Here is a 26574-nt window from a genome sequence, read left to right as displayed (position 1 = left end):
GAACCTCGGTTCATCCCCACGCGTGTGGGGAACACAGGGAACATGTGTGCGCCAAGGCCGGGACATTCGGTTCATCCCCACGCGTGTGGGGAACACTCTGCCCAGATGATGATGAACCGCAGTTTGAGCGGTTCATCCCCACGCGTGTGGGGAACACGGAAAACAGCGCGGGTTTGAAGACAAGCGCCACGGTTCATCCCCACGCGTGTGGGGAACACGCAGTTCGTTCACACGCTGTTGCAGCCGCGCCACGGTTCATCCCCACGCGTGTGGGGAACACCGCATCGCAGTTAGCCCACTTCTGATACAGCCCGGTTCATCCCCACGCGTGTGGGGAACACTCACACTGGCTGAGCTCGCTATGGCACTCAGGCGGTTCATCCCCACGCGTGTGGGGAACACGGTGTCCCCGCTGTTTTGCACATAGACGTTGACGGTTCATCCCCACGCGTGTGGGGAACACACGGGCTGCTCGCCGGTAAACTGAAAAAGCCCCGGTTCATCCCCACGCGTGTGGGGAACACCTGGGGCCATTCCCGGTTATGCCGCATACAAGCGGTTCATCCCCACGCGTGTGGGGAACACTTTGCTAATGGCAAACCTATATTTTCCGTAACCGGTTCATCCCCACGCGTGTGGGGAACACAACCGGCAATATATCAGCTGTTTTTTGCGCGTCGGTTCATCCCCACGCGTGTGGGGAACACCGGTGGTTGCCGCCTCACGTTGTATCGGGAGTCGGTTCATCCCCACGCGTGTGGGGAACACTCAGATATCTGGCCGTGTTTGTACTCGCTGCCCGGTTCATCCCCACGCGTGTGGGGAACACCGTAGAAAAATACATTGATTTTGACGCCGGTGCGGTTCATCCCCACGCGTGTGGGGAACACGGCGCGCGTATTGCCCTCTGCCTGCGCCAGCTCGGTTCATCCCCACGCGTGTGGGGAACACGCCGCGAATGGCCAGCGGTGCCTGATCGTTGGCGGTTCATCCCCACGCGTGTGGGGAACACCCGATAGCCTCAACGCTGCCGCGATACCCAAACGGTTCATCCCCACGCGTGTGGGGAACACCTACATGCCCCACATGTCGTAATCGGTCCTGGCGGTTCATCCCCACGCGTGTGGGGAACACAAACCATGCCCGCACAGCGGGCATGCAACGACCGGTTCATCCCCACGCGTGTGGGGAACACGTCCAGTTGTAGACGATACTTACTGGCGCACGCGGTTCATCCCCACGCGTGTGGGGAACACCGTCCAGTTTTTGCGGCAATGGTACACGCTATCGGTTCATCCCCACGCGTGTGGGGAACACAGTATTGTGGACAGGCTCATCATATTTGGCTCCGGTTCATCCCCACGCGTGTGGGGAACACGGCCGAATATGGCCCCCAACTTGTGTTTGTCTCGGTTCATCCCCACGCGTGTGGGGAACACACCTGTTGCCGGTACGTGCCATGAAAGGCCCTCGGTTCATCCCCACGCGTGTGGGGAACACTAACCCATAAGGTACAGCCATGATTACAAACGCGGTTCATCCCCACGCGTGTGGGGAACACTTGCGAAGGGTCAACGTTGCGGGCGTCAAAAGCGGTTCATCCCCACGCGTGTGGGGAACACACGCACAAGACCTGCAATCTTAGCGAAGAAAGCGGTTCATCCCCACGCGTGTGGGGAACACCAAGTAGTACAGGCTAGACAAATAGCCTAACACGGTTCATCCCCACGCGTGTGGGGAACACGGATAATTCAACGCTTAACTATAACAAGTTGTCGGTTCATCCCCACGCGTGTGGGGAACACCGCCGGGGGCTTTTTATTGCTTTTCCGCTAAACGGTTCATCCCCACGCGTGTGGGGAACACGGGCCATACGCCAGCATTTTGACGCCATATTGCGGTTCATCCCCACGCGTGTGGGGAACACATGTTTAATTCGTTGCCGGGGAAGTACGGGCGCGGTTCATCCCCACGCGTGTGGGGAACACAAGGGGAAATAAAATGCAAACTTTGAATGTAGCGGTTCATCCCCACGCGTGTGGGGAACACCAAGAAATCGGCCAGCACGCCCGGGCAGGGAGCGGTTCATCCCCACGCGTGTGGGGAACACTAGCGCCAGCTACCGTATAGGCGCACAATGTCCGGTTCATCCCCACGCGTGTGGGGAACACTTTGACTGCCGCAACTTTTCTGGCGGCGAGCTCGGTTCATCCCCACGCGTGTGGGGAACACATTCTGGGAGAATCCGCACATATTGCCGTGCGCGGTTCATCCCCACGCGTGTGGGGAACACCAGGGACAGGCCATAGACCGACTCGAAAAAGACGGTTCATCCCCACGCGTGTGGGGAACACGGTTGCTGGCCGTTGCTCCGGGCGAGCTAAAGCGGTTCATCCCCACGCGTGTGGGGAACACGATTGGCCCCATGCTTTTTAATATGACGCCCGCGGTTCATCCCCACGCGTGTGGGGAACACTATTTGGTCAGAGTGGTTCCATGTCCTTGCCACGGTTCATCCCCACGCGTGTGGGGAACACTGCATTGAGGAGTGCGGCGAGCTGATCGCGGCCGGTTCATCCCCACGCGTGTGGGGAACACTCGCGTTGACTAACCCATACCTGTTTACCCAGCGGTTCATCCCCACGCGTGTGGGGAACACGTGATTGCCCGGAGTGGTGGTTCGCTCCGGGCCGGTTCATCCCCACGCGTGTGGGGAACACGCAAATTGACGAAAACATAGCAATTGCAGCGGCGGTTCATCCCCACGCGTGTGGGGAACACCCAGAACTGGCAATCAATGCGGGCCTTGAGGTCGGTTCATCCCCACGCGTGTGGGGAACACAGAATTGCTGTTGTCACTCATTGCCCGGTCATCGGTTCATCCCCACGCGTGTGGGGAACACTATCCGATGCATCGGCTAGCATAACTGATATTCGGTTCATCCCCACGCGTGTGGGGAACACTGGATTAACATATTTTTTCATAGAATTATAAGCGGTTCATCCCCACGCGTGTGGGGAACACTCTTCGCTAATACAGTTATTATAACAGCATGTTACAGCCGCATCACAAATCTACCGATGCATCCCCCTCATCAACCCTAGGGGTGTATGCGACGAGCGGCAGCCCATCCCAATCAACCTGCGTGCGACAATTAGTACCGACAGTTAAAAACTCAAACCCTGATTCATGGCTCGATGTCCAGGCCAGCACCGCGTTGCCGTCGCCTATCTGCTTGCACACAACCTCCCACAATTTTTGGCGCACACGCACAGAGAAGTTACCAACGTACACGCCCGCCCTGACCTCAAGCAGCCAACGGGACAGATACCCCCGCAACCGTTGAGGTACCGCCTCAGTTACGATGACCAGCATCACCAAGCCCCTTTTTGTTGGGTATGGCTATGGGCATTGCCTCGGGGGGGCTTTCTGGTTTGGCGATTCCCCCTGCAGAAAGCACCTCTTCGATAGCTGGGATAATTTTTTGCAGCAGCCGTGTTTCCCTGAACAGATCACGGCAGCGCAAACGCACCTCACTTTCTATCTTGCCCGAATTTTTTGCCACAACCGACAAGGCCGCAGGAACGGCGGTTTCAAACTTGAACAGGTCGGCCACATCGTACACAAACGAAAGGGGTTTGCCCGAGTGGATAAACCCGATGGCAGGCGCATACCCTGCCGCAAGCACCGCCGCCTCGCAGATTCCGTACAAGCAGTGACAGGCGACGCTTACGGCCTTGTTTACTATATCAGCGGCATCCCACTCCTTGGGATCGTAAGACCGCTTTCCCCAGGTCAGCCTGTGCTGCGCGGCAAGAAACTTGTACAGCGCACGCACTCTAGCGCCTTCTATGCCACGCAGCTGTTCTATGCTGCGTTTCTGCGGGGGTTCTTCATTAAAACGCATACGGTACATGGCCCGAACCACCTTAAGGCGCAGTTCGTCGTCCAGGGCAAGGCGGGCCTGATACAGCAGCCGGTCGGCCCGCGCTCCACCGGGTTGCCCGGCTGAGTACAACCGCACACCGCCCTCGCCTACCCAGACCATCAAGGTGCCGCAATCGGCAGCCAGAGCCAGAGCGGCGTGGGTCACCGTGGTGCCCGGCTCAAGAAACAGGCAGGCCACGCCGCCTACGGGAATCTGCATGCGAACGCCCGATGCGTCTATGAGCACAAAGGCCCCGTCCTCCACGTCAATGCGCCCGTATTTAAGAAAGAGCATGGAGTTTCTTTCTTTAATGGGCACGGTTTCGGACATAAGGCGCATCAGCCGTCACCACCGGTTGTCTGCTCGGTGTGCTGCCCGCCGTGCGCTTTGGCGCGTATACGCATGACACGCCGTGGAGCAAACCTGCGCGCGGCAGAGTTAAAGCTTTCCGCCTGATCAGGCAGGGAGTCGTTGCCGTCTTCAAACTTATCCACCTCCCGCTCGTGGGTGTAGCGCTCCAGCGGGCCGTCAAGCATATCTTGCAACGCCGCAGCCTCGGAATCAAAAATCCCGCCAAACACCGGTGCGCTGGGTATGCAGCATTTGCGGCCTATCCAGAGACCCCACACGGGATTTTTCACGGCCATGGCCGCCTCTTCCAGCACGTTGCGCGGGCCGGTAAGAAACACGCCAAAGGCGCTGTCGTGCAGATAGTGCCGCAAGGTGATATGGCAGTCCTTTATTCCTCCTGCAGCTTTGCGGGTCCCCTGTACGGTATGATAATCCACTGTACGCCCGGCGGGCACAACCCAGCCCTTGCCGCCTGCAGCGAGCCTGCGCGGCACAGCCACGGCCAGCATGGGCATGGACGCAAGCATCTGCAAAAAAGTCTGCTCTTCGTGACTGCCCCTGTGCAACCCCTTGGCCGCGCACAGCAGACCAGCCACCACGCTTTTTGACGGCAACGAGGCGGTCAGCCGCCGGTTAAACCGGCTTTCGTTGCCAAACGAAAGCATTGGGGCCTGCAAGCGCAGGGCAAGGCAGCAAAGGTCAGCGCACATGCCGCCGCACCCCCTGCAGCAGGTCAGCAAGGCCCTTTTCCGGCATGCGTATGGTCTCCGCCGCCGTAAGGCCCCAGGTATTTTCCAGCCGCTGGTATTCCTCATCCATGCGTTTGGCCGAGGCATCCACATAGCCCCTGCCGTCGGGCGAATACACGGCTTTTTCAAAGGCGTTGATCAGCTGTACAGGGTGCCCGCTATCGCGCAGCACGCACAGCACATACGCGGGCATGGTGGTGGCGTTCATGGAATTTTTTCTGGCTCCGGGCATGGCCTTGAGTGTCGCCTCCACAAAGGCGGCAACAATATCCTGCCGCTCCTCCGGGCTGAGCGCGCCAAGGTGGGCGGCATCCGCCAGCATGTCCAGATTGAGGGCGCAAAAACGGTAATAGGTGGCGGCGTTGAATTCCAGCGTGCCGGTCATGCCCGCCCCGGTGTCCTCCGCGGGCTGCATGTCGTCCAGGGCAGAAAAGAAATCTATTTCATTGTCTGCCTTATGCGTGGAGAGCGCGTGAGAAAACATGGCCGAGCCTTCCAGCGTAAGAGTTGGCTCACTGGCCACCATGCGCCCAAACAGGGCTATATCCGCCGCGTCCGTGCACAGGGACTGGGCAAAGTTTTTGGCGTGTTTTTTAACATTTTCATTGGCGACAAGGCCAGCGGCCAAGGCCTCCAGCTCTGACTTGCTGGTAAAGAAAAGCGTTTTGGTTTGCAGTTTGCCCTTTTGGGCGGCGCCTGCGTCAAACTTTGCCACTGCTTCCGCCAGAGTCTTGGCATTGCCAAGGGCGGTTGCCTCATCCATGCCATGCTTTTGTATAAAGATGTCGCGCAGCGGCTCAACTATCAAACGGGTACGCTCTCCACCAAAACGTTGGGGCAGCAGCTCGTTGCAGTATTCACGTATTGCCCGCTTCCAGCACTGGCTTGAGACCCTTGCACGCTGCACGCCGCCAAAAATTGCAGTCTTTGGCGAACCAAGGTCATCACGGTTGAGGCAGGCAACAGGAACAGATTGCAGTATATGCAGTTCAAGATGGCGCATGATTACTCTCCTGAATTAGTATAATGATTATCGCACGGGGCAGAGAAGCAACATTCCAAAACCGAAACCGCGCGCACTGCCAAGGCCGTTAGTAAATGCCTGACAAAAGGCGTCCCGCCGGGTGACGCGCAACACGCCGCTGAACCGCACGCCTATGTGGGTTCCCGACTGTTGGCCTTTTCTGAAAGAATAACTGGTTGACGGGTCTGCGCGCATGCCGGGCAGCACTTCAAAACCGTTGGCCTCCGCCTTGCGGTCGAGCCACTCGCGCTGTTCATCCGGCTTGATGATGGCCTCGCGGCGGCTGTTCTTTTTGCGTTGCCCGTCGCCGGTAAAAGCCTTGACCTTGCGGCCAGGGTTGCAGACCACGTCAAACCGGTAGTTGTCGTGCTCCAGAAAACTGGGCGGCACAGCCTTGACCTGCCAGTGCTCCGCCGCGCAAAAATCCGGCCGCTGCGGTTCAAGCGGGCTGAGCACATGCGCCAGAACCCCTGTGGGAATTTCATCCAGCCGGAACAGAAAATCGCGGTCAGCGTCGGGCCGATGCGGAAAGCACTGCCAGATGGCCTGATGCCAGGCATAGCAGTCGCTCAGCCGGTGGCGGTACATGGCGGGCATATCCACCATAAAACGGGTCATCCAGGTCATGGCATTGTCTCCGGGGTATCCTGCGGGGTTTCCGCCTGTTGGCCGGGTACATCGTCAGACGCAGCAGATGCCGCGGTCGGGGCCCAGAACTGCTGCGCCCACCGCTCCTGCACATATTTGCGTTTTTGCGGAAACGCCCATTGCAGCAGGTCTTCCTGCAACTGCTCGTAATTTACGGGTATGCCCCGCACCTTGGCCCGCAAAACCAGGCGCACCACACGGGGGCACACCTCTGCCGTCTCGGCTGCGAGCAGGTGCTGAAAGCGCACGCCAATGGGGCCGGGCTTTTCATCGTCGGGTTTTTCGTCGCCCGAGCACAGTTTTCGGCACATGCTCCCCATGCTGCCGGAAGGGGATTCATCAGGGTGTGCGGCATACAGGGCGGCGATAGTGCGCACTACCTCGCCCTTGTGCCCTTCAATGCCGTCAAAACGCGCTAGCAGGGGCCATGCCCTTTGCTGTTTGCCGGGCACAATGCCGCACCGCAATTGGGCCAAAACCCCACGGCGCTCCTTTTGTGTCCGCAGCCATTGCACCAGTGCTGTCATTCGTCGTCCTCCTCATGGGATGTGTCGGAAGAAGTATCTGAAGCCGCCGTTGAAGAATTTGCACCATCAACGGGTTTGCTGAGTTTGGCGAGGCCAAGGGCGTAAGCCCGGTGCTGACGGGGAGTTTGCGGTGCGCAGGCGGCGGCGTAGGCCTGCCGGGCGGCGGCAAACAGGGATTTTGCCCATGTTTTTTGCGCATCTGGGAGGTTATCGGTACCGAGGCTCTCCACGCAGGCAAAAAGCAGGGGCAGATTCTGCTCCGCAGCTGTCCAGTATTGGATGAAGGCCTTTTGCCTGAGTTTGCTCAGCAGACCGACCTTGCCTGCGCCAGCCCCCTTGAGCCTGCCAGACCAACCGCCGTCAATAGTTGCGCGGTAGGTCTCCACCGCCCACCCAAGCCTGCGGGACATAGACTCGGCATGTTGCACGCCTTTTTCATAAATCTCCTGCCCCGGCGTATTTTGCATGGCTTGCGGGATGTGGTAGACAGATTCGAGCGTATCTACCACCTTGGCCTTATCTCTGGCCATGCCTGCCACAATGATATCCCGATCTGCAGGGCCTTCTGACGACGATAATCCTACCGCCCAAAAACCGCCTACATTATCCTTGTTGCGGTGGGCTACAATGGCATGCAGCTCACGCCACAGGGCCTTGCCGGGTGTTACAGCCAAAAGCGCCTGAGTCGGCTTGTCGTTTCTAATTCTTGAGACAACGGTAGAAGTAGGTTCTTCTACAAAGGGGGCCTTTTCATTATTAAAATTGGGGAAAGCCGGCCCTGTGCCAAGTATGATGGATGCCCCCTCGCGCTGAAACAGTACAAGACGCGGAAGCGGGGTCAGCCGACCAAGATAGGTCTGGGTTGCGTTATCCCATGCGGCTTTGTCGTCCAGACTCTTGGGCATCTGTTCCCACACGGGTTTTCCCCAGCCCGCGCCGATGCACTTCAAATGCGCTTCAATGGCTGCACGGTCGCACATATTGAGCTGCAGCGTCTGGAGCAGATGCCCGCCGCGCCAAAAGGTGTGCGTCATGGACCCCACGGCGCAGGGAGCGTCGCTTGAGGTACGGGCTGTGGCCTGACCGCTCCAGGTGACGGACCCAATCAGGCCGCCGGGGCTGAAGCACAGATAGGTCAGCAGATTCAACGCGAGCGCCGCCAGCTCTACCAACCGCTGGGGCAAGCTGCCCTCATGATCAAAATGCGTGCTCTGATCGCCTGTGGCGAGGGCAAAATCCAGCTTGCTGGCGTTGACCAGCGGGCCGTCTGCATCATCGCCATCCTTGGCCTTTTTTGTCGCCGCCTTCAGCCCTGCTATCTGCAAAAAGGGTTTTTTGGCATCGAACAGGTCAAAGCTGCCCTCCCATTTTTTCAGATACTCTTCAGCCTTTTTCGGCAGCAGTTTGGGCACGAGCGGCCACTCGCCGGGGGATGGCCCCTCAAGCGCTGCGTGGGCAATGCACAGCAGCAGCCGCATAAGGGCCACCCGCTCGTGCGGGCGCACGGCCAGATCTCGCCATTGCTCCCCCTGACAGAAGGCATCGCGCAGGCTTATAAGCTGGCGGCGGCCACCCGTGTTCAGCACAGGAATCCACTTTTCTGACACAAGGTTCATGGTTGCTTCCTTTGTTTGGGCCAAACGATGCCCAGTTCCTGATCCCAATACGGATGCTCGCCATCCTTGAGACCCAAGACGTTCATCTTTCCGTCATCAAAAATCTGTATCCAGTGCCGCAGATTGTAGTTTGCCAAAAAGCGGGATTGCGGAGGGTTTGCCGCAAGTCGGTAATCTGGAAGCTTGAGGGCGTTGCGGTGCAGCTTGCGGGCTGTATCTTTTACAAAGTCTGTACTGCGGGAATTGATGATGCTGCCGTCAAGCAGCGTTATCTGGCCATTTTTCTTTGTGCGATACATGACAAAGCCGTATTCCTGATGGTCTGACAGCCTTGTTGGAGCGTACTCCTCCACATCTGACCCCGCAAGACGCCACACATCTGTGTTCATATCTGCCTGCATTTTCATGGCAATATTTTTGCCAAACTGTTTGTCATACAGCTCCTGCAAAGCATCCGACAGATATTCTGGTTCTGCATATGTTGTATGGATAAGACTACGGATGTCGTCTGGCAGGGTTACCGACGAGACTTTGCCCCACACCTCGAGCGTGCGCAGCAATATGAAGGGATCGTACACGTTGGCCTTGCTGCCCAGTGCCTGCTTGATAGCCGCTGCATTCATGGATGGCAGGTCGTCAAGCGCAAGGTCTTCGGCAATTATATGCAGGCAGGGTTGGTCAACTGGCCGGTCACGCCGATTGTGCCGCCACAGCCTGCCCATGCGTTGCAGCAGCATGTCTGTGGGAGCCAGCTGGGTAAACAGCGCATCGGCATCCAGATCAACGCTCTGTTCCACAATCTGCGTGGAAACCAGGATGCAGCCGCGCTGGCGCTGACCCTCCTTGCCCAGACGCCGCATCCATTCTGTTTCGCGCTCCTCGCGCATAAAAAAGGGCAGCCGCGCGTGCAGAATACCCATATCAATATGCGGGGCAGCGGTTGCAACGTGGTCTTTCAGGCGGCTGAACGTCTCCTGCGCGTCGGCGACGGTATTGCACACCCACAGCACCTGACCGCCGGAGGCCGCAATATCCGCAGCCTGATCGATCGCCAGTTGCTGCGGCAAAAAATCCACCAGCACCGAGCGGGACGGCGGGGCCTCGCACGGGCAAAGCTGCACGGTATCCTGCCCATAAACACGGCCGCTGATGCAGGGGTACGGCAGGCTGTCGCCCTCCGCATCCATGCTGGGCACTGGGCCGCCGGGCTGCAGCAGCGCCGTGCGGGCGGAGGCCGTGAGCGTGGCGGAAAGCACAATGACCGTAGCCCCAAGGTCGGCGAGCACACGGCACAACTCGCGGATAACGGCGCGCGTGTAGTGATCGTAACTGTGCACCTCGTCCAGAATGACCACCTTGCCCACCAGGGCAACGCGGCGAAGGGCAAAGTGTTTTACCGCAAGCGCCGCCAGCATGGCCTGATCGGCAGTGCCCACGCCCACAGGGGCCAACAGGGCGCGGCGTGATGAGCAGAACCAGCGCGAGGGGTCAGCCGCCGCCTCGGCAGCGGCAAAATCCGCAGGCGAGTGTTGCTGCTGGTAGGGTGCGGCAAGCAGATCGTCCAGCAACCACGAATTGCCGTGGATGAGCTGCACCCGCTGGGCTGTGGGCGATATGCAGCATACAAAGTCCCGCACGCGCTCATAAATGCGGTTGCTCGTGGCCTGCGTGGGCAAACCAAAATACAGACCCCGCGCCTTGCCCTGCTCCATAAGCTTGTAAGCGGCCATAAGCGCCGCCTCTGTTTTGCCCATGCCCATGGGAGCCTCAATAACATAAACGCCCGGCTCCGTTATGGTTTGCCAGGCGGCCTCCTGCATGGGGTACGGCGCGTTGCCAAATATTTCTTCAAAGCTCAGGCCAGGACGGACAGTCAATGCGCCAAGGCCGAGGGCGTCAACCACATCGCGCGCCTGATGGTCGATCTGAGCATCATCAACAGGAGCGTATGCGGGATCAGCGGGAAAATGACGTTCGTCCGAGGCTATCCAGTCAGCGAGGGTTATGAGCCCCGAGGCGGCATACAGGTAACCGTCGGCATCGGTAACGGGGGGCAGCTCAACGCTGCCCTGCCGCTCCCACTGGCGGGCCACAAAATCCAGCTCTTCCCGCAACCAGTCTATGGAAGGCGATGGGGCCAGACAGGGGGGCGAAACCGGCCCGTACCCGTAGGGCCTTGCCTTTGCCCACTTGCCATGGTGCGCGCCGACAATGGCGCTCCATAATGCGTGCGACTCGGACAGCGCGCCTTTTTGCTGCCAGAAATAATCAAGAACATCCTGCGAGACGCGGGCGTGAGGATCGCCGATAGTGGCCCATGCGTTATTGGCGGCTTCTTTGGCAAGCCCCGACTGCTCGACCCATGCCTCGCATTTGATCTGAAACTGCGGGCTGATTTTGCCAACGTCGTGCACGGCTAACAGAAAGGCAATGGCAGATTGCAGATTTTGCCATGCTTGTGGAAACATGGCCTGCACAAGCTGCTGCCCCACAGCGCTGGTAAAGCGCCCGTGCTGATCAACAGAAATCCCCGGTTGCGACGCGCCATGTGTTTTTGCCCAGAAAGGTAATTTTTTCATGGCTTATCATAACACGGGCGCAACCAATAAACAACAAACAAGTATCGCTAAATGTTATAAATTCAGCTGAAATATATGTAAAAAAATAACTGCAGCCACCCCAATTGCCTGATTGTTTGCCGCACCCCCCCCAAGCGTTTTTAGGTAGCCAATCTATGGAACAAACCGCGCACCATAAAACATATCTGTGTATAATGTATAAATAAGTGAGACGGTAAAGTAGAACGAACGAATAGAAACGCAGCCCTTTCTTTCAGCTGCCCCGGCTGCCGCAAATTGTCGCCAGCCTTTCGCTGCGGCTGCCTTGCCAGGCGCTGGCCGGGCGGTGCGCACAGACAATAAATATCCCCCGGCATAGAGGTATGACCCCCATCAGGTAGACAAAGCCAAAAAGCCCCACCAGGCTTAACCTTTGAAAACATGATGGGGGTTATACTCGCGGGGGGGCTACATACAAAAACCGCCCGGAACAGAAGCTCCGGGCGGTTAACGTCATGTCATCCGTCGGCCCGTTGCCGGGCAGAGGGCGAGGCTAGGCCTCAGTGCGACGGCCAATGCAAAAGTATGCAAAGCCGCGCTGGGCCATAAAACTGGGAGAGTACAGGTTGCGCCCGTCAAACAGCAGAGGGGCAGTCAGCAGGCTCTTGATCCTGTCAAAATCGGGATTACGGAACTGGTTCCATTCCGTAACCACCAGCAGGGCCTGAGCGCCCTCACAAGCGGTGTACTGACCTTCAACGATCTCAACCAGCGGGTTGTCCTTGAAAATGTGGCGCGCGTTGTCGGCGGCAACAGGGTCAAAGGCGCGGACCTTCATGCCCGCAGCAGTGAGATCGTTGATGATGCTGATGGCCGCGGCCTCGCGCATGTCGTCGGTGTTGGCCTTGAAGGCCAGCCCCCACAGGGCGAGGGTTTTGCCCTTTACGCCGCCCTGAGGCGCAAAATATTCCATGATCCGCCCGGCCATGTGCTTTTTCTGCCTGGCGTTGACGTCTTCAACCGCGTTGAGCAGCTTGGGTTCCACGCCAGCCTTTTCGGCAGTGTGGATAAGCGCCTTGACGTCCTTGGGAAAGCACGAGCCGCCGTAACCCACGCCGGGGTAGATAAACTGGTAGCCAATGCGCGTATCGGAACCGATGCCCGTACGCACGTCGCGCACGTCTGCGCCCACTTTTTCGCAGATGGTGGCGATTTCGTTGATAAACGAAATTTTGGTCGCCAGCATGCAGTTGGCGGCATACTTGGTCATTTCCGCGCTGCGCACGCCCATGACAATGATTTTGTCGCGGGTGCGGGCAAAGGGCGAATACAACTCGCGCATAACGGAGGCGGCGCGTTCCGAATCCGTGCCCAGCACAACGCGGTCGGGCTTCATAAAGTCGGAGATGGCGTCGCCTTCTTTAAGGAACTCGGGGTTGGAAACGACATCCACAGTAAAGGATACGCCACGGGCGGCAAGCTCCTTGCCGATAAGGGCGCGAACCTCGTCGGCCGTGCCCACCGGCACGGTGGACTTGTCGACAACCACAAGGTCCTTCTGCATATGGCGGCCAATTTCGCCCGCGACCTGGCGCACATAGCTCAGGTCGCACGAGCCGTCGGGCTGGGGCGGCGTACCCACGCAGATAAAGGCGCAATCGGCGTCGGCAATGCCATCCTCAAGCTTGGTGGTAAACTTCAGCCGTCCGTCGGTGCGGCTGTGACGAACCATGGGTTCAAGGCCAGGCTCGAAAATATGCACGGAACCGGCGTTGAGCTTTTCCACCACAGCCGGATTAACGTCCACGCAGGTCACGGTATTGCCCATTTCAGCAAAACACGCGGCGCTGACCAGACCAACATAGCCTGTCCCGATAATGCACAACTTCATAACAAAATTTCTCCGTTCGCTCCCACGGCCAACGCTCTTGACGTTACGGCGGGGAACGGGTCAGAATAGTTTAGGTTGAAAGCAAATCAATACGCTATTTCCCATAAATGGGCAACAGCCCAACCTGCAGTACATTCTGACCGTACTGCGCCTGGTGGACCACTGTATGATTATCGGTCTTGGAACGGACATCACTGAACTGGCGCGCATCAAGGCCAGTTACGACAGGTTTGGCCGACGTTTTTTACAAAAAATCCTCACTGAAGAGGAGCAGAAACATCTGCCGGAGAGTCCCCTTGCCTACATTGCAGGTCGGTTTGCCGCCAAGGAGGCAACCGTCAAGGCGCTGGGCACGGGCTTTCGCGACGGGCTTGGCCCGCTGCATGTAGAAGTGCTGCGCGGCCCGGCCGGCCAACCACTATTGCATTTGCACGGCCCGGCCTGTCGGCGCGCCGAGGCCCTGGGCATGCGCAACGCCCACATTTCCATAAGCCATGACCGCAATGCCGCTGTGGCGGTTGTGGTGCTGGAGGCATAACCATGCCAAGCCGTTTTTACGATCTTTTTCCCCCGCTTCCGCTGCCGGACGAAATGCGCCAATGGGATGCGCAGGCCATGGCCCTTGGGCTGCCCGAAGAACTGCTGATGGAAAACGCCGCCCGCGCGGCGCTGGACGTTTTGCGCGTCTACCGGCCACACCTTGCCGGGTTGCGGGTGTGGCTTTTGATGGGCGGCGGCAACAACGGCGGCGACGCTGCCTGCCTTGCGCGGCATCTGCTGGATGCGGGCGCGCATCCGCTGGTGCTGCACACGCGACCCCTTTCGTCCTACAAGGGGGCCTGCGGCAAGCATGTGCGCATTGCCAGGGCAGCCGGGGTAATATTTACGCGGTACACGGCCCTGGCTCCGCAAGGGGGCACCCTGCCGGACATCGTTGTCGACGGCCTGCTGGGAACAGGATTTTGCGGCACGCTGCGGCCCGAAACGCTGGAAATCATCCGCCGTGTCAACGCCCTGCCAGGACAGCCCTTTGTGCTGGCCATCGACATACCCTCCGGTCTTGACGGCCGCACAGGCCTAGCCATGCCCGAAGCCATACGCGCAACCGCAACAGTAAGTTTTGCCGCCGCCAAGCCTGGCCTTGCGCTGCCCCATGCCCGCCCCTGGACTGGCGAGTTGCACGTGCGAGGCATCGGCATTCCGCTGGCGGCCCAACGCCGCGCGCCCTGCTCCTTTTATGCGGTGGATGGACGCAGCCTCGCCCCGCTGGCCCGGATACAGCCCGACGGTTTTAAAAATTCGTACGGCCATGTACTGGTCGTCGGGGGCGCACCCGGTCTTGGCGGCGCCGCGCACCTTGCCGCCCGCGCCGCCCTGCGCGCTGGTGCGGGCCTTGTGACGGCAGCCGCACCGGGAGCAGGCATTGCCGACATCAAAAACGGCTGGCCTGAAATCATGACGCTACCGCTCGGCGAAACCCAAGGCCGCTGGCCTGCCAGCCTGCCAGAGCACTTTGTAGAACTTGTCGGGCGCTGCGCCGCGCTTGTGGTCGGGCCCGGCATGGGCCGCGGGGCCGACGCGGCGGACTTTATCGCTGCGCTGCTGGCCCTGCCGCACAGACCGCCCACGGTCTTTGACGCCGACGCCCTGATGCTGATGGCGGGACGGCTTGATTTGCAGGCCCGTCTGCGCGCGCACGATGTATTAACCCCGCACCCAGGCGAAGCAGCCGCGCTGCTGGGCAGCTCCGCCGCAGATGTGCAGGCTGACAGGCAAAGCGCCCTGAAGCGTCTGTGCGGCCTGAGCCGGGCGGTTGTTGTGCTCAAGGGCGCGGCAAGCCTAGTAGGGCAAGGCGAAGCGCCAACCCTGCTGTGCCCCTATGATGTGCCGCAGCTGGCCGTCGGCGGTTCTGGCGATGTACTGGCGGGCTGCATGGGAGGCCTGCTTGCCCGCATGTTGCCCCAGCCGCACGCGCCGCAATACGCCGCCGCGGAGACCGACAATACCGCAGCAACCGTTTTGCAGCCAGCGCACATGCTGGCCGGTCAGGCCGTGGCCCTGCACGCGCTGGCGGGCAAAAGCCTTGCCGGGCAATGGCCCCTGCGGGGCAACACCCCCTCGGCCGTGGCCGACGCCCTGCCAGCGGCCCTTGCCGCGTACACCGCTACCCCTGCGCCGGAGGACGATTTTTTGCCATGGCCCAGATAACCCTGCATAATCTCTCAGAAACAGAGCGTCTCGGGGCCATGCTGGCCGAAGCCGTAGGCAGTTGCGGCATTGCGGCATTGTTGTTGCGCGGGCCGCTCGGCAGCGGCAAAACAACGCTTACACGCGCACTGGTAGAGGCTCTGCCTGGCGGCGACCAGGCAGAGGTCGCCAGCCCCTCGTTTACGCTCTGCAACTACTACCCAACCACGCCGCCGGTGATGCACTGCGACCTTTACCGCAGCCCCGGCAGCCTGCCCGACGAGATTGCCGAGGGTCTCGACAGACCTGAAATTTTTTCTGTGCTGGAGTGGTCCGAATACCTGCCCGAGGCGGAAATGCCGCAAGATTATCTGGACATATCCCTGCAACCGTGCGAAGTAAGTCGCCAACTGACGCTGCAAGCTCACGGTCCTATTGCCGCGAAGCTTTTGCGCCACCTGCGCCAAAATTGGCCTGTGGACAGCTCTGCCCACGGCTAGGTATTGGGGCGGGCTGACCTGTTGTACCCATCAAGGATTGAGGACAATGGATACAGGCATGAAAATATTGGTCCAGAAATTTGGCGGCACTTCCGTTGCCAAGCTGGAGTGCATGAAGCAGGTGCGTGAGAAAGTACTGGCAGGCCTTGCCCAGGGGTATAAGGTCATTGCGGTGCTTTCGGCGCGGGCTGGCGACACCAACAAGCTGCTTGCCCTTGCCGATGAATGGTCTTCCACGCCTGACCGCGCGGAAGTTGATTCTCTCGTCTCTACGGGCGAGCAGGTTTCCATCAGCCTGTTTACCATGCTGCTGAAAGACGCGGGCATCCGCGCCCGCTCACTGCTCGGCTGGCAGATTCCCATCACCACGGACGACGACTTTGGCCGTGCGCGCATCCGCTCCATCGACAGCAATTCCCTGCGTAAATTCCTGCAGAACTATGACGTGCTTGTGGTAGCCGGATTTCAGGGTTGCACCGAAGACGGCCGCATTACCACACTTGGCCGAGGCGGCTCGGACACCTCGGCTGTGGCGCTGGCTGCGTCGCTTGGCTCTGTGGAGTGCGACATCTACACAGACGTTGACGGCGTCTACACCACCGACCCCAATATCTGCTCCACGGCCCGCAAAATGGACCGCGTGGCCTATGAGGAAATGCTTGAAATGGCAAGCATGGGGGCCAAGGTACTGCACATCCGCTCTGTAGAATTTGCCAAAAAATACAAGGTTCCCGTGCGCGTGCGCTCCACATTCAGCAATGATCCAGGCACGCTTGTCACTCAGGAGGACTCCACCATGGAAGCCGTACTCGTTTCCGGCATTGCATATGACAAAGATCAGGCCCGCGTGACCCTGCGCGACCTCCCCGATGTGCCTGGCACGGCGGCGGCAGTGTTTGGCCCGCTTTCCGAAAAAGGCATTCTGGTCGACATGATCGTGCAGAATACCAGCCAGGACGGCCACACCGACATGACCTTTACCGTCTCGCGCAAGGAGCTCAAGCAGACCTTGGAGATGATGGAAGAAGTCGCCCAAAAGACCGGCGCGCGCGAAGTGCTGCACGACGTGAGCGTGGCCAAGGTCTCGGCCATCGGCGTGGGCATGCGCAACCATTCCGGCGTCGCGGCGCGGGCGTTTGCCGCCCTGACTCAGGAAGGCATCAATATTCTTATGATCAGCACTTCTGAAATCAAGATCACCATCCTGATCCAGGAAAAATACGTCGAGCTTGCCGTGCGCATTCTGCACGACACCTTCGGCCTGGACTGGGACCTGGGCTAGGCCCTGCCCCGCCCGGTTGATGGACAAACAGCAGACTGAACAAAAAAAGCTCCCCGCACTGCGGGGAGCTTTTTTTGCGCCAAATACACAGCCCGCCACGCACGGCAGGCATGCTCACCCGGCTGGCCGAAGGCGGGATCCCCAGCCTGCGGCGGACGCTGACGGGCTGCATCCGCAAAGCACCGCATCCATCGTGACTGCCGCCCGCCGGACATCCGGCACAACCGCGCCGCGCACGGCAGGCAGCGCATCAGGCCAGCAGCAATTGCCGCAACGCGGGCACGTCGGCGCACAGGCTGTCGGCGCCGGCCTGTTCAAGCTCGCCGCGCGATCCGTAACCGTACAGCACCCCGGCGCAGGGCATGCCCACGGCGTGGGCTCCCAGTACGTCGTACTCTCTGTCGCCCACCATCAGACAGCGCTTCATATCCGCGACATTGCACAAACCGCAGGCGTACCGCAGCACTGAGGTTTTGCTGTTGCGCGGGCCTGTCAGCTCCGCCCCGGCCACATGGTCAAATACCCCGGCAATGCCAAAATGCTCAAGGATGCGCAACGCAAAAGGTTCGGGCTTGGAAGTGGCCAGCGAAACCACCCGCCCGGCGGCGCGCAGATCGGCCAGCAAATCCGCAATACCGTCGTACAGGGCGTTTTCAAAAATACCTTTGACGGAGTAATATTCGCGGTATTTCTTCACGGCCAGCTCCGCCTTGGCTGCGTCGCCGTCAAACAGCTTGCCAAACGAATCGCGCAGGGGCGGACCGATAAAGTACAGCAGCTCTTCATCCGCCCGCGCAATGTTAAAATACGTCAGCGCGTGCTGCACAGAGCGGATAATGCCCTGCTTGGAATCTGTCACCGTGCCGTCGAGATCAAAAAACAGGTATTGCTTCACAGGCGCTCCTTAGGTCTGGTTGCGGGGGCTAGTCGCCGGTAAAAGGCGTGTGCCGTCCGGTGCCGTCAACGCCAAACTGGCTGTCCAGCGCCTTGTTGTCGCCGGGTCTGGTAAAGTAGCCGTTCATGGTGCGTTGCGGCGTTCCCATGCCCAGCAGCGTACCGGCAGAGACAAAGCTGTATCCCTTGCGGCGCAGCTCGGCCACGGTTTCGCGCAGCAGCTGGGCCGACCCCTTGGGCACAAGGTTGGCGTGGAACAGCAGTATGGAACCCGGCCTGACCTGCGAGGCTACCAGCTTGGCCTCGTGCCGCGCGTGCTCGGGACTGGTATTGTCCCCGCCCGACTCGGCCACCACATCCCACTGCACTACCTGCATGCCAAGGTTTGCCAGCGCCTGCAAAGCCTGATCGTTGCAGCGCCCGTAGGGCAGGCGAAACAGCGTGGGCACGGGCGCAATGTTTGGTTCAGGGCGGCCCTGCGCCCGCGCCTGCCGCAAGGCTTCGTCGCGCAGCAACTCATATTGCGCCTGCGTCCACAGCACCTGGGCGCGCAACCCCGCAGGCGAGAGCAACGCAAAATTGCCGTGCGACCATGCGTGGTTAGCAATTTCAAACTGCGACTCGGTCATTATCTGCAAAACCCGGCGCGAATGGGTGCGCATCCACTTGCCGCCCATAAACAGCGTGGCTGGTATGCGTTCGCTGCGCAAAAAACCGAGGATATCCATATCGCAGCCAGTGGTGACGGTATCAAGCTCGCACAGGTCAAAGGTAAGGGCGACGACCTTGGCCCCGTCGGCAATGGCCACCCGACGGATATTGCCCACAGACGCGGCAGGCAGCGGCGGAAGCACTGTAGCGGGTTCGCGCCGCGCGGGAGGCGTGGAATCGTTGGGCAGGGCCTTGCGGGCGTCCTGGGCGTCGGGCAGCCATGAAGAGGCCGCATCGTTTGCGGACGCGGTTTGCTGTGCGGACACTATTGAGGGCATGGCGGTCGCAATAAGCAATGACGCCGCCCACATGACGCAAAAACGCCCTAACCGTGCAAATGGCATGAACATGGGTTGATCCTCCTGCGCCGCCGGTGCCAACGCATCAGCAGCTCACGCAAAGCGGAATTTTGTCGGCTTGCCCGGCAGGGCCATGCCGCAGTACGGCATTACCGTCACGCTGGGTCTATATCCCTTACGCCATTCGCCCACAAGCGAGGCAGATATGACACGTACTACACCGGAATTACAGTATTATTTTTTAGCAATTTGCGTATTGAATTTATTAATCAAATGTCGCATGATGCAAAAGACTATTTGCGACAGTGAGCAGGCCAATGTCTGAGCCTGCAACGTTTGCAAACAGCAAGGAAAAGGCAAGCTCTTACCCCAAGCGATTAGCGACAGATGCCACACATCAAAATACCCGTTTCCACCCTCCGCCCCGGCATGTATATTGTCGACCCCGGGATCTCGTGGCTAAAGGCTCCCCTGCTCTACATGCAGGAGGGCATTTTGGCATCGACGGATGAGATCAACAACATCATCCTGCAGGGGTTTGCCGAGGCCTACTACGACCCCGAGCGCTCGTTTGACGAAACCCCAGCGGCCCAGCTGCCCAATACTCCGCTTGCCGTAGAACTGCAACACGCCAACAAAATTTACGAAGATGCCTACGCAAACGTAAAAAACTTTCTTGAATCCGCACGTGGCGGCGCGCTTGACCTGACCTTTGCCCGGCCCTTGGTGGGCGACATCATCAAAAGCCTTGCCCGCAACGTTGACGCCCTGGTCACGCTTTCGCTGCTAAAAAAGACCGACGAATATACGTACGCCCACAGCGTCAACGTCACCATTTTTGCCGTGGCCTTTGCCAACTTTTTGGGCATGCCCGAAGACCGCCTGCACAACGTGGGGCTGGCCGGTCTGCTGCACGATTACGGCAAGGCGCTGATTCCGCATGAAATTCTCACCGCTCCTCGCTCGCTGACCTTTCAGGAATTCGAGACCATGCGCGAGCATGTGCTGCTGGGTGTTGAAAAAATCAAACAATTCTCCAATGTTGAGCCAGAAACTATTGAAGGCATCGCCCAGCACCACGAAAAACACAACGGCACAGGTTACCCCAGTCGCCTTTCGGGCAAGCAGATCGGCGTTTTTGGCCGGGTGCTCTCCCTCAGCGACGTGTACGACGCCCTGTCGTCCAAGCGGGTTTACAAAAACCCATTGCCCCCCAACAAGGCACTGGGCATGATGTACAAAATGCGCGGTCAGGCCTGGGCCCCAGGCTATGTCGAGCGCTTCATAAAAATGGTGGGCATTTTCCCCGTGGGTACAGCGGTGGAGCTGTCCAACGAGCACAGGGGCATTGTGTGCCGCTCCAACACCAACTTTCCTGCGCAACCGTGCATCCTTGTGGCGCAAGACCCCGATGGACGCGCCATACAGCCGCAGTTTGTGGACCTCACCCGCTTTATCGGGCTGCGCATTACCCGCTCGCTTTCCGCAACCGAATCCGCAGCCTTTGATATCCCGGAATTGCTGGGCGGCCCGGCATAACGCAAGACGCTCGCCCTCGCAGGCAGGAGGCGCGGCTTCCGTTTTGCCCGTGTCTGGCTGCCGCAGTCGGTCGCCCTTGTTCTTCCTTTTTTTGACTTTTTGGGGCTTGCCCCGCACGCCGCGTTGACGCTATACAGCTGACAGAAAATAAATTTTACTATTCCGGCATGTTCCCCGCACTCGACAAAATCTTGCCCCGCGTCGCGGCTGTTTGCATGCCCAACGCCAGCACCAGGCTTAAGGAAACCTCACATGCGTAGACTTGATGTTTTGGTCAGCGCCCTCAGCGAATTGACCGGCCGTGATGAAGAAGCTGTGGCCCAGACCTTTGAAACCATACTTTCTGCCAACCCTGAAAAGGGCAAGGACATGCTGACGGAGCTCTCGTTCGGCGAGGCTTCGGCCCTGCGCGAGAGGCTGGTCAAGGACGGCCCGGACGTGCTGGCCCGGCTGGTGAGCAGAATCAGCAATTAAAAACGCCTCCGGCGGCATTGCCGGAGGCGGTCGTCAACATGGCTTGCAGGCCCCAAAGGCCGGGCCTGCCCTGACCCGCCAGGCATCACAAACCTGCCAGAAGCGGGCTGGGAGTGCGCATTGCACGGTGTGCAGCGGCACTTACCAGCAGGCCTGCGGGCTCAGGGTTTCAATAAGCTTCCACTGCGCGGCAAAGGCCTTTTGCGAGCTGCGCGACTCCGCATAGCAGCGCGCCTCGTGCTTCATGGCAAGCAGCATGCTGGCGTCGCTTGCCAGCGCCAGCATGGCCGAGGCGTAGGCCTCGGCTGTTTCCTGCCTGACCACCAGCCCGCTCTTGCCGGGGATGACGTTTTCTCTGGGGCCGCCCTGCCCGCTCACCACCACCGCCAGACCAGCGGCCTGCGCCTCGAGCACTACCTTGCCATACGTGTCGGTAGTGGAAGGAAAGACAAAAATGTCGGCCTGTTCGTAGGCCCGTACCAGGGCGGCGCCGCTCAGATAGCCTGTAAAGGTAACAGGCATGCCAGCGGCCTGGCTTTGCAGCTCCTCGGCCTGCGGCCCGTCGCCCACTATGCTCAACCGGGCTGAAGGCATCTGCTCCAGAACAAGCCTGAAGGCGTCCACCAGACGGGTTACGCTTTTTTCCCGCGAGAGGCGGCCCACATACAAAAACCGCACGGCCGAATCCTGCCCTTGCTGGCTGCCCTGCCATGCCGGGGTATAGCGCGAGGCGTCCACGCCCCTGGGGTACAGGCGTATTTTTTCTTCCGGCAGGCCGTGAGCAATGAGTTCCTTCATGGTGGCCGCCGAGGGCGCAAAAACCACATCCATCTGGTTATAGTACCAGTACACGTAGCGCCACGTGGCCTCCTCAAGCGAAGGATCGCCCGTAAGCTCAAGAATATACTGCGGAAAAGCCGTGTGGTAAGTAGCATGAATGGGCAGCTTGAGCATTTTTGCCGTCAGCAGGGCCGCCAGGCCCATGGGGCCGGGGGTGGCGGAATGCAGCAGGGTGTAGCCGCTCTCGTAGCAGTGCTGCACAATCTTGAGCGCCGGGGGATAATTGAGCGTAAGCTCGGGATACTCCGGTATGGAAAAACTGCCGATAGGGCAAAAATTCACCGGGCCAAGATCGCTGCCTGGGGTATCGGACGCGCTGTCAGGACGCACGCAGGTAAGGATATCCATTTTTTTACCCTGCTCTCTGGCCAGAGGCAGCATGGACTGCAGCGTTTTGGCAACGCCGTTTACTTCAAGGTAGGTGTCGGTAAAGTACGCTATGGCGGCCCTGTCGCCGTTGATTTCATGTTTTTTGCCGATTGGGACAAAACGCCGCAGGCACTCGCGCGCAAACATCTTGTCCTGTGCAAACAACGAGTAGCCGATGCCATAGGGTGCGAGCATGGCGTATAGCGAACCCATGGCCCCTACCAATTTGAATACATTGAAAAAATTACCCTTGAGAACATCTGCCAGCACGGCATTGGAGCAGGCCAGCTGCACGCTTTCCGTTACTTCGGCCACAAAGCTGGCCAGCAGAGCCTCGCGCTGGGGCATGCGCTCTTGCGGCAGGATGACGTTAACGCTGTCCGCAGCCGCCAGCAGGTCCTGCGAGCGGCCAATGGCCCGGCCTGCGGCCTCCAGCATGTTTTCCTGCATACTTTTTTCCGACCGCGCCACCCAGCGGCCGCATTGCAGCAAAAATCCGCCTATGGACATGACGCGCGTTCGTATGCTGCGGCTGCGCGTATCGGGCTGGCCCGTGAGCATGTTTTCCGCAAAGCGCAGTACGGTGCTGTTGTTTATATCCTGCGCAAGGCCGGTGGAATTTTTGTAAAACTGATAGCCGATCGCGTACAGGTTGTGGGCAAAGCCCAGCGGTGTGGCCGGAATGACGCGGGGGGTGGTTCTGCCCGCCATGATGGACCGCAAAAGCGCGGTTGTGGGCGCATGCCCCGACTGGCCGACATCCCTGCGGGACACTTCGACCACGGTGGAGCTTCTGGCGATATTGCACGACGAATGGTCGTCGGACCCGGCCACAAAACTTTTGAGCCACGGCTGGGCGACATGGGCACCGAAACCGTGCTTGTCTTCCATTTTGGCCGTGGCCTCGGGCGTAAGAGCGCCAACAATTTTGCGCAGCACCTCGTTTTGCACATTGTTGCGCGCCCCGTTGAGCTCAAATACCGAAAACAGCAAAATAAGCTGTTCCACATGGCTCAAGGTAAGCCTGTTGTTGGCCGCGCACAGGGGGTGTGCGCAGGCATGGGCTATGCCCTGCTCCGTCAGGTAGGGCACAAGCTCAAAGATATTTTGCCTCAGGCGTGTTATTTCCTTGTGCTGGGCTTCGGTAATGTTCCAGGCGAGCACATGGACTTCGCATCTGTCGTCGGGAAAGTAGGCCGAAATTTCTTCGCTGATAAAGGTCTGCGGCAGGTGGGCTATTTCCAGCGCGCCGGTGATGGTGTCGTGATCCGTTATGGTCACGTAATTCATGCCTCTGGCTCTGGCGATGTCGTATATCTTGCGGGGAGGGGTGTAACTTTCGCCGCAGCCGATCTTTTGCAAAATCCACTGCGAAGGGCAGGTTGAATGGCAGGAATGGACATGCAGATCAACACAAAACGAGGCTTGAAACGGGCTGGAATCCTTTTTTTCTCCGGCAATGCTCTGGAACATGCGGCATCCTCCTGGGTGTGCGTAGGCAGTCCGCGCTTCCGTCATCCTCGGCCTTCAGCAACCACGCCCCTGCAACGGCGTCATGCGCCCGCCATTTGCCGTGGTGCCGGATATGATGCGGATGCGTACTGGGTATTGCATGGGCGAACTATAGAAAATTTCCAGACCGCTTGTGTGCTGACAGCGTGAAGTTTCGTGTGCTTTTCAGCTCTGCCGCGCGGGCGCTAACAGGTTGAAATTGTTTTGCTGCTACGGCACGCAGCACAAAACTGTAACCGTAGGCATTTCCATTAGCTCGCGAGACCAGAGAGTTTGGCTAAAAACGCCAAGCGGCGCTGTCCATCAACGAACAGCGCCGCTTGGCGACAGACCCGGTGCAAACGCCCCAAGCGCGCATGCGCGACGCCGCGCGCAACGGCCTAGCAGCACCCCTGCGGCTGTCTGCCCGTTGCAGGGCTGGGACAGCGCCTTTCAAGCAGGTGAAAAACAAGGCCCGCAAGGGCAAAACCACCGCCGGTCAGCATAACGCCCGGCCAGCGATACGCGGCCCAGGCATGGCTGGCTGCTGCCGAACCGAGAGAACCGCCCATAAACAGTACCGTCATGTAGATGGTATTGACCCGGCCCCGCGCCGATTCCGAAAGACCGAGAATAAGCGACTGATTGGACACCTGCGCAATGGACACGCCAAAGTCGAGCATAACAACCCCCGCTACAAGGGCGGCCATGCAAGCAGCGCGCCCAACAGCACGGCCAGGGCGTCGGCCAGCCAAGCCACTGGCCCACAGCGCCAGACACTACGCGGGCAAGCAGTATGCCGCACAACACGCCGCTAAAGGCAATACCCACGGCCTTGCCGCGCTGCCCCGCAACAACAAAAACCTGTCTGTCCGGCAAAGCGGCAAGGCAGGTTTGCTGCGGGGCTCCGGGGAGCAATTAGAGAATGATGGCTTCTACCCGGTTGCGCCCGGTATTTTTGGCCTGATACAGCGCGGTATCCGCCGCCTTGACAATTTTGGCGGCCAGGCCGGCAGAAGACGCGTCGTCCACCGCATCCCGCAGGGTTGCCACCCCCGCGCTGATGGTCACATAGCTGCACACGTTGCCAGAGTGCGGCGTTTTGAGGTCATACACTGCTGTGCGCAACGACTCGCACACATCATGGGCGCTTGGTGCGTCGTACTCGGGCAGGACAACGGCAAATTCTTCGCCGCCATAGCGGTACAGCTCGCCGCCGACGCCGTCCAGAGAGCTTTGCATTGCGCTGGCGACCTGCACCAGGCATTCATCGCCCGCCACATGCCCGTATCTGTCGTTATAAAACTTGAAAAAGTCGATATCCATCAAAATTACAGAAAGATTGCCCGACCGGCGCTTGCACAGCGCGGTTTCGCGCCGAAGGATGGCATCAAAAAACCGCCGGTTGTACGCACCGGTGAGGTGGTCGTGGATGGACAGATGCCGCAGTCGTTCGTTGGCTTCCTTAAGCTTGCGTTCCAGCGATTTGCGCTCGGTAATGTCAAAATATGCCAACGAAAGCGCAGTGATGGAGCTTGAAGCATTGCGGACAGGCGTGACGGAGACGGCATAATCCCTGCCGTCAATGCGTACTTCGTGGTCAGAAACCTGCCCGCCCTCTTCGAGTCTGCAAAAGTCGCTCTGGATTTTTTCTTCCAGCTCTGTGTGCAGCAACGAAATGTGCTCGCCGCTGGTATCAAACAGCGACCGGCCCGAAAGCAGCACATGGTGCTCGTTTGCCGAGATCAGCAGGCCGTTGCGGTCGACGACGCACATGGCGATGGGCGCTGTGGCGTAAATGGTATCAAGATCGATGGAGGTGGAAATACCTGCGGAATAGAGCGAAATGCTGGCAATTACGCGCTCTACGCCCTTGAACCCCATAAGGCCGTAGCCGTCGTCAAAGAGCGGCACGCCGCTCATCTCAAGCAAAAAAAGAACCCCGTCAGACTTGCGCACATAGTGGCCGACGACATTGGCAAAAGCGCGCGGCTCGCCGTACTCGTCCATAAGCGTTTCCATGGCCATCTGCTGGTCGGCCACATCCATGCCGAAAAAAAGAGTCTGCCCTTTGACTGTTGGAACGCCGAGGATTGCCGACTTGAGCGGTACATCATCGCAATAACACAAATCAGGACCGGCTACCCATTCCCACGACTGGTGATTACTACTGCGCTGCATTGCTGACTCAGGACTTACCCAGATGAAAAAAGAGGACAGATTGTAGCTTGCCGCAAACATAGCCCGTGCAAGCTAGGGGGTTGCAGATATATATAGGCTTTTTTTATGCAGGTACAGCAATTTTTAAATACGATACCAAATAATATCGAATATACAAATTATTAGCTTCAAAAATTTTATAAATATAATAATTTATTTTTCAAATACTATAACGTTACGCATAAAACATACATAATAAAGTTCCATTTTTTATTAAAATACCAGCAATAAAAACTCAAATGAAATATATTTTTTTAAAAAAATAACACAATTCCTTTTCACTTATACACATAGAATGATGATGCTGCAGTGAATTTATAATAATATGCTAGTTATAATCAGACAAGGCATGCCGCGCGCGGCAAAACCGGCACGATACCTTGAAGTCGTTTACCAATTATCAATCAAGTAACCAACTGTTATTATATAAAAAAACCAGAAAAAAGCACAGCAGGCAGGCCCCGCCCCGCAAAGG

20 protein-coding genes and 1 CRISPR repeat array (1 of these 21 cut by a window edge) are annotated in these 26574 nt (G+C 58.7%); of the genes, 6 read left to right on the top strand and 14 right to left on the bottom strand.

What is annotated here, in order from left to right; genetic code table 11:
* A CRISPR array of direct repeats spans window positions 1-3025; the repeat unit is 29 nt; unit sequence CGGTTCATCCCCACGCGTGTGGGGAACAC; it reaches 3115 nt to the left of the window's first position.
* 42 nt (window positions 3026-3067) lie between these two features.
* From cas2e to DDIC_RS05905, 9 genes are all read right to left on the bottom strand, one after another.
* Window positions 3068-3376: a type I-E CRISPR-associated endoribonuclease Cas2e gene (gene cas2e, locus DDIC_RS05945; protein ID WP_136399592.1), complete on the bottom strand. Its 309-nt coding sequence runs from the start codon at window positions 3374-3376 to the stop codon at window positions 3068-3070.
* Window positions 3357-4259: a type I-E CRISPR-associated endonuclease Cas1e gene (gene cas1e, locus DDIC_RS05940; protein ID WP_282097281.1), complete on the bottom strand. Its 903-nt coding sequence runs from the start codon at window positions 4257-4259 to the stop codon at window positions 3357-3359. The genes cas2e and cas1e overlap by 20 nt, the downstream gene beginning before the upstream one ends.
* Before the next feature lie 8 nt (window positions 4260-4267).
* Complete coding sequence (gene cas5e / locus DDIC_RS05935; RefSeq protein ID WP_168732482.1) at window positions 4268-4990, bottom strand: type I-E CRISPR-associated protein Cas5/CasD; 723 nt, start codon at window positions 4988-4990, stop codon at window positions 4268-4270.
* Window positions 4980-6032, bottom strand: coding sequence for a type I-E CRISPR-associated protein Cas7/Cse4/CasC (gene cas7e / locus DDIC_RS05930; protein ID WP_136399589.1), 1053 nt, complete (start codon window positions 6030-6032; stop codon window positions 4980-4982). Before cas7e ends, cas5e begins: the two co-directional genes overlap by 11 nt.
* 27 nt (window positions 6033-6059) lie before the next feature.
* A complete protein-coding gene (gene cas6e, locus DDIC_RS05925) occupies window positions 6060-6680 on the bottom strand; it encodes a type I-E CRISPR-associated protein Cas6/Cse3/CasE (protein ID WP_136399588.1) in 621 nt (206 codons plus the stop codon).
* Window positions 6677-7228 carry a type I-E CRISPR-associated protein Cse2/CasB gene (gene casB, locus DDIC_RS05920; protein ID WP_136399587.1) on the bottom strand — a complete coding sequence of 184 codons (552 nt, stop codon included), beginning with the start codon at window positions 7226-7228 and terminating at the stop codon, window positions 6677-6679. Before casB ends, cas6e begins: the two co-directional genes overlap by 4 nt.
* Window positions 7225-8844: a type I-E CRISPR-associated protein Cse1/CasA gene (gene casA / locus DDIC_RS05915; protein ID WP_136399586.1), complete on the bottom strand. Its 1620-nt coding sequence runs from the start codon at window positions 8842-8844 to the stop codon at window positions 7225-7227. Before casA ends, casB begins: the two co-directional genes overlap by 4 nt.
* A complete protein-coding gene (gene cas3, locus DDIC_RS05910; RefSeq protein ID WP_136399585.1) occupies window positions 8841-11423 on the bottom strand; it encodes a CRISPR-associated helicase Cas3' in 2583 nt (860 codons plus the stop codon). Before cas3 ends, casA begins: the two co-directional genes overlap by 4 nt.
* A gap of 532 nt (window positions 11424-11955) precedes the next feature.
* On the bottom strand, window positions 11956-13293 hold the full coding sequence (locus DDIC_RS05905; RefSeq protein WP_136399584.1) for a UDP-glucose dehydrogenase family protein: 1338 nt from the start codon (window positions 13291-13293) through the stop codon (window positions 11956-11958).
* A 166-nt stretch (window positions 13294-13459) separates the two neighbouring features.
* Between DDIC_RS05905 and DDIC_RS05900 the strand changes: the two genes are divergently transcribed.
* Genes DDIC_RS05900 through DDIC_RS05885 form a run of 4 tightly spaced genes read left to right on the top strand, consistent with a single transcriptional unit; the run spans window position 13460 to window position 17262 of the window.
* The gene (locus DDIC_RS05900; RefSeq protein ID WP_136399583.1) at window positions 13460-13831 is read left to right on the top strand and encodes a holo-[acyl-carrier-protein] synthase; all 372 of its coding nucleotides are present in this window, start codon (window positions 13460-13462) and stop codon (window positions 13829-13831) included.
* Window positions 13832-13833: 2 nt separating this feature from the next.
* On the top strand, window positions 13834-15501 hold the full coding sequence (locus DDIC_RS05895) for an NAD(P)H-hydrate dehydratase (protein WP_136399582.1): 1668 nt from the start codon (window positions 13834-13836) through the stop codon (window positions 15499-15501).
* Window positions 15489-15980: a tRNA (adenosine(37)-N6)-threonylcarbamoyltransferase complex ATPase subunit type 1 TsaE gene (gene tsaE / locus DDIC_RS05890; RefSeq protein WP_136399581.1), complete on the top strand. Its 492-nt coding sequence runs from the start codon at window positions 15489-15491 to the stop codon at window positions 15978-15980. The genes DDIC_RS05895 and tsaE overlap by 13 nt, the downstream gene beginning before the upstream one ends.
* Before the next feature lie 58 nt (window positions 15981-16038).
* A complete protein-coding gene (locus DDIC_RS05885) occupies window positions 16039-17262 on the top strand; it encodes an aspartate kinase (protein ID WP_136399580.1) in 1224 nt (407 codons plus the stop codon).
* 250 nt (window positions 17263-17512) lie between these two features.
* On the opposite strand, the gene DDIC_RS05880 is transcribed toward DDIC_RS05885, so the two are convergent.
* Together DDIC_RS05880 and DDIC_RS05875 are read right to left on the bottom strand one after the other, a co-directional pair.
* Window positions 17513-18157, bottom strand: coding sequence for an HAD hydrolase-like protein (locus DDIC_RS05880; RefSeq protein ID WP_136399579.1), 645 nt, complete (start codon window positions 18155-18157; stop codon window positions 17513-17515).
* A 28-nt stretch (window positions 18158-18185) separates the two neighbouring features.
* Window positions 18186-19145: a polysaccharide deacetylase family protein gene (locus DDIC_RS05875; RefSeq protein ID WP_136399578.1), complete on the bottom strand. Its 960-nt coding sequence runs from the start codon at window positions 19143-19145 to the stop codon at window positions 18186-18188.
* 408 nt (window positions 19146-19553) lie between these two features.
* Between DDIC_RS05875 and DDIC_RS05870 the strand changes: the two genes are divergently transcribed.
* Entirely contained in the window at window positions 19554-20705 is a 1152-nt protein-coding gene (locus tag DDIC_RS05870) for an HD-GYP domain-containing protein (protein WP_136399577.1), read from the top strand.
* Window positions 20706-20957: 252 nt separating this feature from the next.
* Window positions 20958-21179: a hypothetical protein gene (locus DDIC_RS05865; protein ID WP_136399576.1), complete on the top strand. Its 222-nt coding sequence runs from the start codon at window positions 20958-20960 to the stop codon at window positions 21177-21179.
* Window positions 21180-21320: 141 nt separating this feature from the next.
* Here the strand turns inward: DDIC_RS05865 and DDIC_RS05860 are convergent, their stop codons facing one another.
* The 3 genes from DDIC_RS05860 to DDIC_RS05850 form a co-directional block, all read right to left on the bottom strand.
* Window positions 21321-23861: a glycosyltransferase gene (locus DDIC_RS05860; protein ID WP_136399575.1), complete on the bottom strand. Its 2541-nt coding sequence runs from the start codon at window positions 23859-23861 to the stop codon at window positions 21321-21323.
* A 419-nt stretch (window positions 23862-24280) separates the two neighbouring features.
* A complete protein-coding gene (locus DDIC_RS05855) occupies window positions 24281-24589 on the bottom strand; it encodes an MFS transporter (RefSeq protein ID WP_136399574.1) in 309 nt (102 codons plus the stop codon).
* 208 nt (window positions 24590-24797) lie between these two features.
* Complete coding sequence (locus DDIC_RS05850; RefSeq protein WP_168732481.1) at window positions 24798-26060, bottom strand: GGDEF domain-containing protein; 1263 nt, start codon at window positions 26058-26060, stop codon at window positions 24798-24800.
* Window positions 26061-26574: the final 514 nt, after the last annotated feature.

Source organism: Desulfovibrio desulfuricans, assembly GCF_004801255.1.
Taxonomy (GTDB): Bacteria; Desulfobacterota; Desulfovibrionia; order Desulfovibrionales; family Desulfovibrionaceae; genus Desulfovibrio; species Desulfovibrio desulfuricans_C.
This window is presented reverse-complemented; position numbering and strand designations above follow the sequence as displayed.

Bases quoted from the DNA above. Each gene is read 5' to 3' on its own strand.
- cas2e (WP_136399592.1), bottom strand. From the start codon at position 3,376: ATGCTGGTCATCGTAACTGAGGCGGTACCTCAACGGTTGCGGGGGTAT.
- cas1e (WP_282097281.1), bottom strand. From the start codon at position 4,259: ATGTCCGAAACCGTGCCCATTAAAGAAAGAAACTCCATGCTCTTTCTT.
- cas5e (WP_168732482.1), bottom strand. From the start codon at position 4,990: ATGTGCGCTGACCTTTGCTGCCTTGCCCTGCGCTTGCAGGCCCCAATG.
- cas7e (WP_136399589.1), bottom strand. From the start codon at position 6,032: ATGCGCCATCTTGAACTGCATATACTGCAATCTGTTCCTGTTGCCTGC.
- cas6e (WP_136399588.1), bottom strand. From the start codon at position 6,680: ATGACCTGGATGACCCGTTTTATGGTGGATATGCCCGCCATGTACCGC.
- casB (WP_136399587.1), bottom strand. From the start codon at position 7,228: ATGACAGCACTGGTGCAATGGCTGCGGACACAAAAGGAGCGCCGTGGG.
- casA (WP_136399586.1), bottom strand. From the start codon at position 8,844: ATGAACCTTGTGTCAGAAAAGTGGATTCCTGTGCTGAACACGGGTGGC.
- cas3 (WP_136399585.1), bottom strand. From the start codon at position 11,423: ATGAAAAAATTACCTTTCTGGGCAAAAACACATGGCGCGTCGCAACCG.
- DDIC_RS05905 (WP_136399584.1), bottom strand. From the start codon at position 13,293: ATGAAGTTGTGCATTATCGGGACAGGCTATGTTGGTCTGGTCAGCGCC.
- DDIC_RS05900 (WP_136399583.1), top strand. From the start codon at position 13,460: ATGATTATCGGTCTTGGAACGGACATCACTGAACTGGCGCGCATCAAG.
- DDIC_RS05895 (WP_136399582.1), top strand. From the start codon at position 13,834: ATGCCAAGCCGTTTTTACGATCTTTTTCCCCCGCTTCCGCTGCCGGAC.
- tsaE (WP_136399581.1), top strand. From the start codon at position 15,489: ATGGCCCAGATAACCCTGCATAATCTCTCAGAAACAGAGCGTCTCGGG.
- DDIC_RS05885 (WP_136399580.1), top strand. From the start codon at position 16,039: ATGAAAATATTGGTCCAGAAATTTGGCGGCACTTCCGTTGCCAAGCTG.
- DDIC_RS05875 (WP_136399578.1), bottom strand. From the start codon at position 19,145: ATGCCCTCAATAGTGTCCGCACAGCAAACCGCGTCCGCAAACGATGCG.
- DDIC_RS05870 (WP_136399577.1), top strand. From the start codon at position 19,554: ATGCCACACATCAAAATACCCGTTTCCACCCTCCGCCCCGGCATGTAT.
- DDIC_RS05865 (WP_136399576.1), top strand. From the start codon at position 20,958: ATGCGTAGACTTGATGTTTTGGTCAGCGCCCTCAGCGAATTGACCGGC.
- DDIC_RS05860 (WP_136399575.1), bottom strand. From the start codon at position 23,861: ATGTTCCAGAGCATTGCCGGAGAAAAAAAGGATTCCAGCCCGTTTCAA.
- DDIC_RS05855 (WP_136399574.1), bottom strand. From the start codon at position 24,589: ATGGCCGCCCTTGTAGCGGGGGTTGTTATGCTCGACTTTGGCGTGTCC.
- DDIC_RS05850 (WP_168732481.1), bottom strand. From the start codon at position 26,060: ATGCAGCGCAGTAGTAATCACCAGTCGTGGGAATGGGTAGCCGGTCCT.